Origin of the sequence: Paenibacillus yonginensis (assembly GCF_001685395.1) — a bacterium.
Taxonomy (GTDB): domain Bacteria; phylum Bacillota; class Bacilli; order Paenibacillales; family Paenibacillaceae; genus Fontibacillus; species Fontibacillus yonginensis.
Genome location: NZ_CP014167.1, coordinates 4,448,458 through 4,463,042 on the forward strand (window position 1 = coordinate 4,448,458; position 14,585 = coordinate 4,463,042).

Here is a 14,585-nt window from a genome sequence, read left to right on the forward strand (position 1 = left end):
ACAGCCGTCCCGGATTATGGAGAGCAATGTCCATAACCGGGACGGCTTCTTTTATTCGCGTGAGGTACGGAAAGCCAGCTGCCACATAATCACGGCCAGCCAAAGAACAAGCAGCACGTTAATCAAGGATACGAACATCAACGAATAAGTGTAGGAGGGAGTTCCGGTCCGGCCTGTTGCTCCGTAGAGCACCGAGAACGTGTTGGCAAAGACTGTAAAGCTGAATCCCGCAGCCACTCCCAGCAGCCGTTTGTCTTTGAAATATAAATAGGCGCAGATCGCCAAAGCAACGGCAGGGAACAAATACCGTTCATGCATGCTGGTCGAGAACGTAAACACGCCGGCAATCTGGAACAATGCCGCTAGGAAGGCGGCCTCCCGGCTGCGAATCCGCGAGTAGATCAGCCACGAATAGGCCGTGGTCAGCACGATAAAGATCCATCCCCAGGTTTGGTAGCTGAAAAGGATGAATACCGAGCTGCTGTCCTTGTGATTGGCGCCGATCAGGCTAAAGAAATTGTCCGCATTGACAGAGGCGTAAGGATATTCGCCGATCGTACGTTGAAACAGCTTCACGATCCAAAGCGGGTCCTGGCCTGAAGAGAAAGGCAGAATGAGCAGAACGACCACCGCGGCTGCCGTTAGCATGCCGGCAGCTGCTTTCTTGACGCTGCGCAGGCGTACCCACTCAAAGAACAGCACCGGCGCAAAAATAATCCCCTGCGGCTTCATCATCACCGCCGCGGCAAACAAGGCGGCGGACCAGGTCAGCCGTCCTTCCGTAATCAGCAGCACAGCGAGGACGATCAGCAAGGTGAAGAAAGAGTCCACCTGCCCCCAAAAGGCCGAATCGACCAGTACAGCCGGGCAGGCTGCGTAAAAAGCCGCCAGAATGAAGCCCAGCCTTGTCGAAACATGCCGGGATGCCAGCCTGTAGATCAGATAACCGGTGATTACGTCGGCAAGCAGAGACGGCAGCTTGATCATCGTGTTAAAGAAGATCTCCATTCCCGGCAGCGAGGCCGCTCTCCCGATCAGATACAGAAAATAGATCAGCAGCGGCGGATAATCCGCCGATCCATGGACATAGAAACCGGAGAAATCCTGCGCGGCCGAAGTGGCCCAGCTCCGGAAATAATTCATGTCTCCGTTATGCCCCGTTGTCCAGGGCACAAGGGCAATCCGCAGCAGCAGCGCCGAGCCGAGCATCAGCCACAGCGTGCTGCGGCCTGAATGCCGGCGGTTGGCGGCTTCACCTTCACCGCTGTCCCAAGCAAGCAGGGCAGGCTGGGCGCTGCGCAGCCGCCGCCAGCCTATGCCAATCAGCACAGCGGCCAGCGCTGTGTAAGCAGCAAGGGCAATCGGCTCAGCCAGAGGGATCTGGGACATACGCCCGCCGCCCATGCTGCCCAATCCTCCTCCTTCGAATCCACGGCCGTCACCAGGCCGGAGCCTTCCTCCTGAACTTCCGCGGCTCTCCTGCCCGCCGTTTGTCTCGCCAAACCCGCTTGCTCCAAGGAAAGCCCGGCTGAATTCATCCGGGTTCCACCTGCTCGGTTCCGATCGGAAGCCTTCCGTACCGCCCGTCCCGTTCTGCTGCCAGCCGGAACGATGGAAACCGCCGTTTCCGTCCGCATGATGCGTAAAGGCGAATCCCGCCAAAGAGAATATACACAGCACCAACGACAGGATAAAGGTCCACTTCAGCGTGCTGGATAATTTTGATGTTTGAAGTGCTTCAGGCACATGCAACGCCTCATTTCAAGTAATAGGATGTGAAGGTTTGTTTGTGTCCATGCCGGTTACAAGCCTTTTGCATTATAGCGAATCTTCCTTAAAGGCACCTGAAAGGAACTTGAAATAAGTTAATCATCTTTTCTGAAAAATGATAAGAAACTGGGTATTAAACCAGCAGCACATCAAGTATAATCAGAATAATAAATGACATGATTCGACATTAGCTGGAATGTTCTATTTAACGAGAAAGGGTGAACACGGCTGAAAAAGTTAGCTTTTGCGGCAGTGCTGATCGTTCTGGTGGCTTTGCTGGACTCCTGCCGGCGTTCTGAATCCGTCCAGCCTGTTCCATCAACGTCTTCCCCGGCAAATCCCATAGATGTCTCTGTCCTCTCTGTGCTTCCTGAGCATGCCTATGGGAAGGACAGCGGCAAGGACAAGGAGCAGTCGGCTCTAACTGCCTTCATCCGCGGCAAGCTGCAAGGATCACACGGTATTTTCACCAATTTGATCGAGACCCAACAGGAAAGCGAATCCGCAACCGGGCACGAGGTGCTCAGTGAATCGGCGTCTTTGCTCCTGCGTTACGATGTATTGTCCGGAGACCCGCAGCGCTTTGAGCAGGACTGGCAGACGGCCAGGCAAACGTTCGATCTGGATACAGGCTTCAGCTACCGATACAGCCCGAAGCAGGATAAACGTTATCCTGTAAATGCGGCAGTAGACGATTTGCGGATGATCCGCAGCTTCTATGAAGCGGGCAAAAGGTTTGACCGCGAAGACTACACCCGTTTGGCAGACGATTACAGCCGGCGGTTTCTGAAGTATAACGTCCAGGACGGTTATATGGTTGATTTTTACAATGAACAGGCCGGTGAACGAAACAGCTTTATTACGTTATGCTACATTGACCTCAAGACGCTGGCATTGATGCCGGACGGCCCGGACAAGCAGAAACTGCTCAGCCAAATGACCGGGATCGTAACCGGGGGGTATATTTCCGACGATTTTCCATTTTATCACACCCGCTATGATTATAAAAAACAAGCCTATCTCACCGAATCCGTGAACACGGTCGAATCGCTGCTGACCATCCTTGCCCTCTCCGAAGTACATTTGGAGCGGCCGGCCAGCATTGCCTATATCAAAGAGAAGGTCAAAGCAGGCGAGCTGTACGGGAAATACAGCTTTAAGGGCCAGCCGTCCACGGATCTCCAGTCCACGGCTATTTATGCCTTGGCGGCCATGATCGGCTCTACGATCGGCGACCGCGAGCTTTATGAGGACAGCATAAACCGGATGCAGGCGTATCAGATTCCAGCCGGTCAAGGCGAGCTGGCAGGAGCCTTTGCGGATGCGGCCACCGGTCAAGCTTATTCCTTCGATAATCTGACAGCGCTGCTGGCCTACCAATATTAAATCTGCAAGGGGGAAATTCATCATGCTTAGCGGGCGCTCTATTTCAGGCGGGGTTCGTCAGGGCTATTTATGGATGCTTCGTACGATATCGCCTGCCGCATTTGGAGCAGCGGGAGTTTTGATGATCACGGTATTTGCCCTGTTTGTACCGCCTTATATCGGGATGGCCGATAACGGTGACTTTTTTCGGGTAGCGTACAGCAACGGCATTTATTTCAACCACCCTGACTATGACAGCCAGTATTTCGACTATTTCGTCAAGCAATACGGGATCTTTCAGTACTTCAATGAAAACGGGGCTACGATTAATTCCTCGCAATCTCTGTTTATTAAACTGGCTTTAATGTTAAACAAACTGGTATTCAGCAGCACGGTGTTTGATCTGCGGTTTCAGGCCGTCATTTATGCCGTATTGTATACGGCTGCCGTTTATCTGCTGATCGAGGGTTTAACCTGGGGGATTTCGCGCCGCAAAGGTTATCTGATCGCGCTGATTGCGCTGTTTATATTCGGGGATACGGGGTACACCGCGTATTTCAGTTCTTTTTACAGTGAAGCGATCGTGCTGATTATGGCGGTATTTCTGTTTGCTTCGTGGCTGCTGATGTACCGGAAAAGGTACAACGACTATGTTCTGCTTGCCATTTTTGTTATTAGCGCTGTTCTACTGACTACCTCGAAGCAGCAAAATGCCCCGGTGGGCATGATTGCCGCCGTCATGGGCGTCTCGCTACTGTTCCTGAGAAGCGGCCGGACTTTCCGGATTCTGACGGGCTGTTCGCTGGTGGTGTTTATGGGGGCGGGCGTTCTGACCTATACGATGATCTCCAAGGAGTTCGTCAATATCAACGCTTATCATGCGATGACGCGAGGGGTGCTGATGCAGTCGGTTGATCCGGAGAAGACGCTGCAGTCCTTCGGCATTGACGAACAGTATGCGCTGCTTAAGGACAGCATCTATTACGAGCCTTATTCGACCATTGATGTGAACTCGCCGATGCTGGAACGCGAATTTTACAGCAAATACGGCTTTGCATCCATATTGAAGTATTACGTTCTGCACCCGGGACGTTTGTGGGCGATTCTGGACGTTGCGGCCAAAGGGGCGTTTACGATCCGTCCGGAGGCGATGGGCAACTTCGAGCAGTCGACGGGGGCGGCCCCGGGAACACATACCCATTTCTTTTCGCTGTACAGCCTCCTCAAGGAACGGGTGCTGCCGAAGACGTTCGGTTTTATCGTCCTCTGGGGCATCGTGGTAATGGGCTTGTACCTGCCTGCTTTCGTTAAAGCGATGAAGGAGCGGAATTTCCGGCATATCCAGAAGCTGATTTTGGTTGTTTCTACGCTGATCATCGGGTTATCCGGCATTTTTGTTTCTATTATAGGTGCCGGTGATGCCGACCTGGCCAAACACGAATTTCTGTTTACGTTGTCCTTTGATCTGATTCTGCTGCTGCTTGTTGCCGATCTCATCGGCCGCAGCCTGTTTATCCACCCGGATCCAGCAGTTCGGAAGCCGAACTCTGAATCGGAAGTTCCTTCAGCGGCTCGCCCTGCTGCTTCCGCTTCCGCTGCAGCAGGACAGGAGGTGGCGCCATGAATAGAAATGGGAACTCCATCAAAGTTGTTCAGCTGCTGCTGCTAACGCTGCTTCTGCTGCCAAACGTTTGGCCGGAGTTCTCCGCTAAGGCGGAATCCGCGCCTGCAGCTGCGGCCTCATCTGCGGAGGCCGCAGCATCCGAAGTTCCCGCCGAGTCGCCTGTGCTGCTGGTTTACGACAGCCTTGGGGCAGGGACTCCTCAGCAGGGCGGCATCGCAGCTCTTGATCGGCTGATTGCGGCCTTTGGCGCGGCAGCCGAGCAGGTCAGCCTGGATGATTATAAAGCCGGTATGCTGCAGGGCTTTGGCAAAGTCATCCGGGTCGTCAACCTGGAGCCGGGGACTGCGGGGCTGGAGCAAGAAGGACAATCCGCTTTCCTTCAAGATCTGCAGAGCTATACGGGCGATGTCCTCCAAATAGGAGGCCAGCCCCCGGAGCCTGAGCGGAGCAGGCTGGGAATCAAGACGAACATAGCCCGCCAGCAGCCGGTTCATTTAACGGCGGCCGGCGGTTTGGATACAACATTTAATGTGAAGCAAATGATCTACATGACAGCAGGAACAGGAGAGACCTACGGTAGTCTGACGCTGGAAAGCGTCCAGGGGCATTTCCCTTACAGCCTTCAGTCCGGCCACTACACCTACGTGCCCTACTTTGAAGCCGGCAGCGGCAACATGCAGGTTATGGCGGGCGTGCTCAAACACTGGTTCCGTCAGGACAGGCCGGGCCGGGCTTATCTGCTTATTAAGGAAATTTACCCGTTCTCCGATCTAAGCCTTCTGGAGACTATGGCTGACAAGCTCTATCAAGCCGGGATTCCCTTTATCGCAAGCGTACGTCCGGTGTTCAGCCATACGGAGTATCCGGCGATGCAGCGCTATCTTGAGACCATCAAATACCTTCAGGCCCGGGGAGGAAGCATTCTTGTCCATGTACCTGAAGTGCTGGCGGGAGTTCAGTCCCGCAAGGATGAGCTCTATGCCGATATGGAGGGGTTCATTGATCTGTTGATCAACGCAGAAGTAGCCCCGCTCGGGGTCGGGGCTGAGCAGTACTGGGCCCATGACGGTGAATATACCGGGAAAGGGCTGTCCTTTTTCGATTCGTCGGTGCTGTTCCCGGACGTGAAAGCAGTGCCCAAAGAGCCGCTTCCCGTGCAGCGCTCCTTCCGATCGGCTTTGTTCAGCGTTACCATGGAGGACCTGCGGCAGAGCTACGGCGATAGCCCTGTTCAGGAGCTGCCGGTCAATACGGCGGTTACCTATGATTTTCCTGATCGTGCCGATGGTCTGACTGCCCTGCTGGAGGAGCTTAAGGCATCATGGGTCACTTTGGCCGATTATAAGGATTTGGACCATGAGGTCAAGACACAAAGCCATGTAGCGCAATCACGCAAAGGTGCGGTGATTCTGAACGGGGAAACACTGAATCCAAACTACAGCGGCAGCAAGGTCAGCCGGGACTACGAATATGTGCAGCATGCAAAGACAAGCTTCCGGAAGCTGTTTCAGGTGCAAAACACCTTTTTTATGGTCATCATCGCGTTCTCGCTGATCGTCTTCGGAGGTTTGCTGCTGGTTGGCCGTCGTTTGTACAGACGGAAGTTTTTGAAACGGGACTCTGAATCCAGTAGTGGATAGATAGGAGAAGATGCCATGGAATTATCCAATTATCTGATGCTCATTGCCGTCATTTGCATCTGGTCTCTGCTGCTTGTCAACGTCCTGCTTATTATTGCCGGGTATTTCTATTACATGAGGACTGAAAGAGAGGAGATTCCGCCGCTTCAAGGCAGGTTTCCGTTCGTCTCCATCATGGTTCCGGCTCATAATGAAGGCCGGGTAATCGGCAAGACGGTAGAATCGCTGCTCGCGCTTGATTATCCCCATGACTGCTATGAAATTATCGTCATCAATGACAATTCGTCCGACAACAGCGCGGAGCTGCTGGCCAGTATCCAGCAGAAGCATGCGGGACGCAACCTGATCGTGATCAACACCGATAAGATAACGGGCGGCAAAGGGAAGTCCAATGCCCTCAACATTGGATTCGGCCACAGCAAAGGCGAGCTGATCGCTATTTATGACGCTGACAATACGCCGGAGAAGACGGCGCTGCGGTACCTGGTAACGGAAATCGTCAACGATGCCTCGCTCGGCGCGGTTATCGGCAAATTCCGGACCCGCAACCGGGACGTCAACCTGCTGACCCGTTTCATCAATGTGGAGACTTTGTCTTTCCAATGGATGGCGCAGGCCGGACGATGGCAGCTGTTCAAGCTGTGCACGATTCCGGGCACCAATTTCATTATGCGACGCCATATTGTTGAAAGCATTGGGGGCTGGGACGTTAAAGCGATCGCCGAAGATACGGAGATCAGCTTCCGCATCTACATGATGGGCTACCGGATCAAATTTCAGCCGAAGGCGGTCACCTGGGAGCAGGAACCGCAGTCGCTTAAGGTCTGGTTTAAGCAGAGGACCCGGTGGGCCAAAGGCAATGTTTACGTCATCGTAAAGAATCTGCCGCTGCTCTTTAACCGCTCTGCCCGAACCGTACGGTTCGATATTTTATATTTCCTTTCGATTTATTTCCTGCTTGTCACTTCGCTGCTGACTTCGGATATTCTGCTTGTTCTGAATACGATTGGTTATGTGCATACGACGCTGGCCGGGCTCAGCACGTTTCTGTGGCTGCTGGCGATTGTGTTGTTTGTAGTAGGTACCTTTGTTACCTTAACGACGGAGAAAGGAGAAATGTCTCTCTCCAATGTCGGCATTATCATGTTGATGTACGTGACGTATTGCCAGCTGTGGATGCTGGTTGCGGCCAACGGGCTGTACAACTACTTCAAGGATCTGGTCTTCAAAAGAGAGGTCAAATGGTATAAGACGGAACGGTTCTAGCCGGCTTGCCTGGCAGGCGTCACTTGCGGATCGCAGCCGCTGCGGTTTGTAAGTTTGGTTTAGTCGGTAGGTCCAAATGAAGTTACGAAATTTCAACGAAGATTAGGAGCGTTTTCCATGAATAAAAAATGGCCCGCCCTGCTGCTTCTCCTAATGGTGATCAGTCTGGGTTATCCGTTTGGCAGCACCGGTTCTGCGGCTGCAGCCGAGAGCGAGCTGACCTATGTGACCAGCTTTGGTGCCGATGTTTCGCTTTCCGGGGAGAAGGTAACGAAGTCGATTTATTTTCAGATTCCGGATTACTGGAACGTAAGCAAAGCAACAATCAAACTGGACTACCGGGTATCGCAGATTCTGGAGAACCAGCGGTCCAGTATGACGTTGTCGGCTAACGGCACTGCGTTCTATTCCTTTCGCCCGGCAGCGGGAGAAGGGGAGCAGCAGCTCAGTGTACAGATTCCGGCCAGTTTGCTGAAAAAGGATTCCAATGAGCTTGAAATCACGGGTTATCTGCGCGAGGAAACTCGGAATGATGTTTGTACTGCGGAGGTTTCGCCCGACCAGTGGCTGAATATCTATGGAACCTCAAGCATCGCTGTCGCTCATGCCAACAAGGAAATGACGGCAGAGATCCGTGAATTTAACAAGCGGTTCACTGCTGTCGATAATGCAGGCGGGGGCCGAAGCGCCGTTGCCGTTCCTGAGGGAGCTGGAACCGCTGAGCTGACGGCAGCCTCTTATGCGCTTTCCGGGTATGCCGGCGGCAGCGAGCTTGGCCGTGCAGCGCTTCCGTTGATCCCTTATACGGCAGATCGTCTGCAGGGGAAATTCCTGGTGCTGCTGGTGTCGAGCTATGAGCATTTGCCTGCCGAGCTGAAAGCAGCGATCGGCGGCAGCGACTTGTCCGATTCAGCTGTCATCCAGCTGATCCACCCGGAGCATCAGCCGACGCTGGTGGTTACGTCCGCTAATGAGGAGCTGCTTATCAAAGCTGGCCGTATGGCGGCTAATCTGCCTTTGATGAGCCAGCTGGATACAGACAGAATCGTCGTTAATGCCGATACGGACGTAGACACACCCGTGGTTGACCTCAACCGGGCAGTGTCTCTGACCGAATCGGGAGATCAGCTGACAGGTCCGCGTCATCAGGAACAGACCTACTATATTCCCCTGCCGGCCAACCGGTCGGCTGCCGGTGCCGGCAAGGTCAGTATCAGCTTCCGGTATGCACAGAACCTGGATTTCGACCGTTCGCTGATGACCGTCTTGATCAATGGCAAGCCGATCGGCAGCAAAAAGCTGTCACGCGAGCTGGCTAACGGAGACAAGGCAGTGTTCCCGATTCCGGCCAATTTGGAAGTGGCGGGTAATTTCTCGCTCACGGTCGCTTTTGATCTGGAACTAGACGGCGCTTATTGTTCCGGCTTCCAGGACCAGACGCCATGGGCGTTTATTGCCCCGGATTCTGTCCTGCAGTTGAACAGCAAAGACCGCACGGACATGTTGTTTAACAACTATCCTTATCCGTTCCTGCGGGACGGAAGATTTAATCGGGTAGCCGTCGTATTGCCAAACAAGCCGGATACGGCAACGTACAGCACGATCGGCAACCTGTTCAGCCTGCTTGGCCAATATGCCGAGGGGAATCAGGGAGAGATCGCTTTTTATAAAGACGATGTAGACAAGAATCAGCTTAAAAACAGCAACCTGATCGTGATCGGCACCTATCAGGATAACCCAATGATTCAGCGTTACAATAAAGATTTGTATTTCCGCTACAACGGCAAAGGGACAGCCATCACCTCCAATGAAAAAATCCAGATTGCTGAAAGCTATGGCAAACGGATCGGTGTGATTCAGCTTGTTCCGTCTCCGTGGAACGACGCTAACGGAATGATGGTCTTAACAGGAGTCAGCTCTGTTTATTATGAAATGGCCTCGCGGCTGGCATCCAATGAAGCCGATAAATATAAGCTGTATGGCGATGGGGTGCTGACGGATATGGACGGCAACGTTCAGGCTTACCGTTTCAAGAAAGAGGCTGGAGGCTCTGAAGATTCGCTGGTACAGGATGTTCTGCAGCGCAAGGATGTTGTTGGCTTTATGGCTGCGGTCGTCATCGTGGCTTGTCTGGTTCTTGCCTCGCTGATTCTACTGCTCCGCAAGCACAGCCGTAGGAAGAGGAGCCGTCAGCATGCCCGCCAGCAAACCCGGTCGAGAAGAGGTGGCAAATAATGCGGCGCACCCGTAATCATAGTTTGGTCTCTGATCTGGCTTTTCTGTCCTTTATCGTGCTGTGCAATGTCTGCCTGATCTTTACGGCGGGAGACCCCAGCCAATATTTGAGCGATCTGATCTTGATGAATCTCTGCTTCTTCCTGGCGATCGTAACGTATTTTACTAACGTAACTGCCGGGCTGGTGCTGAACGTGGTATTTATTTTCGCTTACGGCATTTATATCACGATTCAAACGGTATCTCTATCGCAGACGATCGGTCTCAGCACGTATTTCTGGATCATTATGGCTCCGTTGCTTACGATTGTGGTCTGGCTGTTTGCTTCCTCCGTGCGCGAGCTCCAGGAGGAGAACGAGCTGCTGAAACGGCAGCAGGAATGGCTGGTAACCGTGGATGAAACCACCGATCTGAAGAATTCGCTTTCCTTCAATAAGGATGCTGCGGTGTTTGCCGGCTTGTCCACCCGCTATCAGATTCCGTTGTCTCTGCTGGTGATCAAAGTGAAATACTGGAATGAAATCCGCCGTTTTATTCCGGAAGAGCAGCTCACGGAGGCGATTTATGACGTATCCCAAATCAGCCAGTCCAGCATCCGTACCAATGATACCTTGTATCTCTTGGATAAAGAGGATGTGACCTGGGGGCTTCTGCTGTTCACCGATCTGGAGGGCACCCAAATTGTAGTCGAGCGGATCAAACAGCGGCTGCGGGAGTTCAACGAGCGGCAGTTTGCCGGCAAATACAAAGTGGAATTGAATCTGCGGATCGGGGCCGCCGAATATCATCCTGATACGGTTCGTACCCCGCTTGAATTTATTGCAAGAGCGAAGAAGCAGCTGGAATACGATGTTTAATCGAACATCAAATTAGAACATCAAGTAGTAGAACCTGCAGCAAACGCCGACATGCCCGTCGGCGTTTGCTTTTTTTGTTCGGTTTATCCCGCTGCGGTTTGGCAAAGACAAGGGACTTAGGAATATGCTTAAGGATAAGGAACTGGTACTGATGGAGCTCAAGATCGTCTTCTAAAGGCGCAGAGAATCTCTTTAAGGGTTATTCCTTTTCGCTTGCGGGGTAGACCTTAAATTGGAACTGTGAGGTTCCATAAGAAGTAAACCGAAGGGGAAGTGCCGCCCGGGTTCCGCGGGCTATACTGAGTTCACAAGCAAGGCATCACTGCAATGGACAAGTTGGACCCGAGAGGAGTCAGGCAAATTGATGTTGAGGAAGCTGCAGACCCTGGGAGCGGCGGGATTGCTTACAGTTGTTATGACAGCCGGAATCGCTTACGCAGCCCCACAAGCCGGCGATTCGCTGCAAAGCTGGTATCAGACGAGCTATAAGCAGGCCGTTCAGCGTATTGAGCTGAAACTGGTCAAGTCGTTCCCGGACAAGCTCGGCCAAGCGGCTATTCAAACCGTTAAGGCGGAGAAGGAAGCGGGAATCTCGCAAATTCGCGACTGGCAGCGCCAATGGCTGAGCGCGTTTAACAGCGAGTTTGACCAGCGGAGAGAGTCTTATAACCGTGAAATTGACGAAGCGCAAAGCGAGCTGCTTGGAAGCCAAGGTCAAGACGGCATCGTCAGACAACAATTTGCCGATTATACGGCTCAAGCCAAACAGCAGGCTGACGAGCAGCTGGAGCTTGAAGCCGGAGATCTATTAGATGGTCTGTTTAACCCGCAGGGGACGGCTGAAATTCTGCCAGATGAACATTAATCCAACCCAATTAGCCAAAATGAGAAGGTCACGTAAAACGGTCCTATCAACGCGTAAGCAAACTCAGCAGCGGTTGTTGATCGGAATTGTTTCTCTAAGCGCTTTGATTGCCGTAACTACGAGTTTGTCTTTTGCCGATATAGACCTGAAAGGCAAGGTCAAGGCTTGGGCCGATCAGACGGCAGGCAGCGCGATTTCGGATCTGGACCTGGCGATTCATTCCGAAACCGAGCAGCAGAAAGCACGTTTGGAGGAAGAATTGCGAGCAAAATTGGATGCCCAGGCGGCAGAGCTGCAAAGCTATACGGAGGCGCAGAAGCAGCAGCGCAGGGCCCAAATTAAAGCCTATGTGGACCAGCTCATCAGCAGTGCAGACTATTCCAGCGCTGACGATAAAGCGCAAATGGAAGCCAAACTGCAAACGATCGTGGACAGCGCTATTGAAGCTATAGATAACTTGAACGCAAGTTATGTGCCGCCGCAGCTGAGTTATGAACCGCCTGCAACACCTGCGCCTACAGCATCTCCTAAGCCGTCTGAAGTCCCTGTACCGTCGGAGGATTCTCAAGGGGGGGATTCCCAGCCGGCGCCGTCCGACCAGACGAACGCTCCATCTTCTCCTGAACCGTCAGCCACCCCAGAGCCAGTACCGTCGGAACAAGGAGAACCCTCTACTTCCCCTGAGCCGACACCAGCACCGTCTCCAGATCCATCCGGCCCAGCGGATCCAGCGGCATCTTCTGAACCTGCGCCGACACAGGCACCAGTCTCTACTCCAGTGCCTATCGCTGCGCCTGAGCCTACTCCGGAGCCATCCGGACAGGTGAATAATCCGGCAGGTTCTTCCGGTGAGCAGCCGGAACCAACGCCAGCACCGGCCAACCCGGTATCCGGACAATCCGCACCGGCCAGCCTTTAAGAGGCTGCTCGGCCGGAGTTGTTTTTACTAATCAACGAGAAGGGTGATCGACATGGAAAAAGCAGCAGCCGGCGTTCCCGGTACCGTAACCAGTCCAGAACAAATCAAGGCCCGCAGGAAATCGGAGGTTTGGGGATGGATCAGATTTGTTATCTATCTGGGCGTGGCTTACTTGCTCATCATGCATATGATCGGGTTGAGCCGGGTATCGGGGCACTCCATGCAGCCCACCTTGAATAACAGGGATATCCTGCTGATTAACAAACTGTCCATTTATACCGGTAGACCCCATTATGGGGATGTTGTGGTCATCCAGAGCCATAAATTATCTTATGAATTAATCAAAAGAGTCATCGGCGTTGAAGGAGATCGGATCGCCATTCAGGACGGGATAGTTTACAGGAACGGCCAGTCGCTTCCCGAGCTGTATACCGCAGGTGTGCCTGATGATATGCCGGAAGTGCTGGTTGGCAAGGATGAGGTATTCGTCATGGGGGATAACCGGACACCGGGGGAAAGCTTGGACAGCAGAAGCAGTGAGCTGGGGCTTGTAGAGAAGAAAGAAATCAAAGGCTACGCGCTGATGAAGCTGATTCCCTGGTCTGCCATCGCCAAACCGCTTAAGGGTCCGTTAGAATAAACCCGGGCAATTCAAAAAGGTCAGTCGGTTAGACAATCTGACCTTTTTTTGGAAATTATTTGAAATGCATAACGGGATCAAGATTAGAGCAGGATATTCCCCCGTTCTACTCACCGAGTTTAAACGCTGATGTCCTCCCGAAGTCCTTTATTATGGTAATATAAAGCCGCCTTGGTCCGATCGGGCAAGTCCAACTTGGATAAAATCTGACTGACGTGTTTCTTTACCGTGTAATCGGTAATGAACAGGCGCGAAGCGATCTCTTTGTTGGACAATCCTTCACTCAGCATCTGCAGCACCTCGGTTTCCTTAGGGGTCAGATGGCTGTCGTTCTTCTGGAATCCTTCCAACAGTTTGGCCTCAAGCAGCTCATAATCATAATATTTGCGCCCGCGGGCAACCATGCCAACGGCAAAGAGCAGTTCTTCCGGCTGGGCTTCCTTCGGGATTATGCCTTCTACGCCAAGCGTAATAGCCTGCTGGATCTCGGAGGGCTTCATGCTTGACGTCAAATAAATAAAATGGCAGTTTGCACCCTCGTCTTTCAGCTTCTCGATGACATCCAGTCCGTTTTGCTGATTAATCCGGTTATTCATGATGCAGATTTGAGGGTTCAACTTCTTGATCAGTTCAAGAGCTTCTGAACAGTCTGCAGCTTCACCACATACTTCAATATCCGGTTCTCCTTCCAGAATCGAGGTGATGCCTCTTCTTACCAGCTGATAAGGATCAACGACAATAACCTGTATGGGCATGATCAGGCCGAAACTCCTTTCCTCTTACAAATCTGTTGGAATCGTCAAGTAGCGAAATAGGTCCTATGTAAAAAGAACTACTAAAAGTATACCTCGATCTTCCAATTTTCTTCAATAATAGAAGTTGTCGTCTTATGTAGAATACGAAATAAATTAGGTTAAAATGAATGCAAAGCTTTTTGCGGAGCGTAAAAAGAGCAAGGAAAGAGAGTGGGAAAGCAATCAGTTTCTGTTCTTCCATCTGTTGGTAAAAGGGATGGGCTTCGACCTGATTTACCGCCGGAATAACCCCTTCGCCATTGCAGATTAAATCCATAAGCCGATCGTTATGGAAATTAGACACGCCAATCGCACGAACTTTCCCAACTGCAGCAATTCATTCATGGCTTTCCAGGAACCGTAAGCGGCTTCTTTTATGTAAATAGTTGTGCTTTCTCCACTAGCGGAATTGTTTTTAGCAGACTCCATAAAGATTTCCTTCCACCAATTGGCTGTTTCCGTTTATTATCTCCTATTCCAAAGGAGCGGGGCAAACAGAAGATCCAGAGGGGTGGTTTAGAGTTTCGTGCTGCCCAAAATCAAAAACAACCGATGCGGGAGGCATCGGCTGTTAGATTGCTGGTTTCATTCATACGGCGTAGAACCGCTT

11 protein-coding genes and 1 pseudogene are annotated in these 14,585 nt (G+C 52.2%); 9 read left to right on the forward strand and 3 right to left on the reverse strand.

Annotated features, from left to right (window positions below):
- Positions 1-51: 51 nt before the first annotated feature.
- Complete coding sequence (locus tag AWM70_RS20225) at positions 52-1,746, reverse strand: glycosyltransferase 87 family protein (protein WP_068699458.1); 1,695 nt, start codon at positions 1,744-1,746, stop codon at positions 52-54.
- Positions 1,747-2,022: 276 nt separating this feature from the next.
- Here AWM70_RS20225 and AWM70_RS20230 point away from each other — a divergent pair, with 276 nt between their 5' ends.
- The 9 genes from AWM70_RS20230 to lepB all read left to right on the forward strand — a co-directional run bounded on the left by AWM70_RS20230 (position 2,023) and on the right by lepB (position 13,181).
- The gene (locus AWM70_RS20230; protein WP_237167764.1) at positions 2,023-3,156 is read left to right on the forward strand and encodes a hypothetical protein; all 1,134 of its coding nucleotides are present in this window, start codon (positions 2,023-2,025) and stop codon (positions 3,154-3,156) included.
- A gap of 22 nt (positions 3,157-3,178) precedes the next feature.
- Positions 3,179-4,759 carry a glycan biosynthesis hexose transferase WsfD gene (wsfD, locus tag AWM70_RS20235; protein WP_068699462.1) on the forward strand — a complete coding sequence of 527 codons (1,581 nt, stop codon included), beginning with the start codon at positions 3,179-3,181 and terminating at the stop codon, positions 4,757-4,759.
- Positions 4,756-6,399: a DUF2334 domain-containing protein gene (locus AWM70_RS20240; RefSeq protein WP_068699466.1), complete on the forward strand. Its 1,644-nt coding sequence runs from the start codon at positions 4,756-4,758 to the stop codon at positions 6,397-6,399. The genes wsfD and AWM70_RS20240 overlap by 4 nt, the downstream gene beginning before the upstream one ends.
- 15 nt (positions 6,400-6,414) lie before the next feature.
- Entirely contained in the window at positions 6,415-7,665 is a 1,251-nt protein-coding gene (locus tag AWM70_RS20245) for a glycosyltransferase (protein ID WP_068699468.1), read from the forward strand.
- 117 nt (positions 7,666-7,782) lie between these two features.
- Positions 7,783-9,900, forward strand: a complete 2,118-nt coding sequence (locus AWM70_RS20250) for a cellulose biosynthesis cyclic di-GMP-binding regulatory protein BcsB (protein ID WP_068699469.1) — start codon at positions 7,783-7,785, stop codon at positions 9,898-9,900.
- Positions 9,900-10,757 carry a diguanylate cyclase domain-containing protein gene (locus AWM70_RS20255; RefSeq protein ID WP_068699471.1) on the forward strand — a complete coding sequence of 286 codons (858 nt, stop codon included), beginning with the start codon at positions 9,900-9,902 and terminating at the stop codon, positions 10,755-10,757. The genes AWM70_RS20250 and AWM70_RS20255 overlap by 1 nt, the downstream gene beginning before the upstream one ends.
- Positions 10,758-11,118: 361 nt before the next feature.
- The gene (locus AWM70_RS20260) at positions 11,119-11,622 is read left to right on the forward strand and encodes a hypothetical protein (RefSeq protein WP_151208782.1); all 504 of its coding nucleotides are present in this window, start codon (positions 11,119-11,121) and stop codon (positions 11,620-11,622) included.
- Positions 11,612-12,541: an AAA family ATPase gene (locus tag AWM70_RS20265; RefSeq protein ID WP_169823480.1), complete on the forward strand. Its 930-nt coding sequence runs from the start codon at positions 11,612-11,614 to the stop codon at positions 12,539-12,541. Before AWM70_RS20260 ends, AWM70_RS20265 begins: the two co-directional genes overlap by 11 nt.
- A gap of 52 nt (positions 12,542-12,593) precedes the next feature.
- Positions 12,594-13,181: a signal peptidase I gene (gene lepB, locus AWM70_RS20270; RefSeq protein WP_068699478.1), complete on the forward strand. Its 588-nt coding sequence runs from the start codon at positions 12,594-12,596 to the stop codon at positions 13,179-13,181.
- A gap of 119 nt (positions 13,182-13,300) precedes the next feature.
- Here lepB and AWM70_RS20275 read toward each other — a convergent pair whose 3' ends face one another.
- Both AWM70_RS20275 and AWM70_RS23970 read right to left on the reverse strand, forming a co-directional pair.
- Positions 13,301-13,936 carry a response regulator transcription factor gene (locus AWM70_RS20275; protein WP_237167765.1) on the reverse strand — a complete coding sequence of 212 codons (636 nt, stop codon included), beginning with the start codon at positions 13,934-13,936 and terminating at the stop codon, positions 13,301-13,303.
- A 220-nt stretch (positions 13,937-14,156) separates the two neighbouring features.
- A pseudogene (locus AWM70_RS23970) lies at positions 14,157-14,338 on the reverse strand (aldo/keto reductase); the annotation flags it as partial.
- Positions 14,339-14,585: the final 247 nt, after the last annotated feature.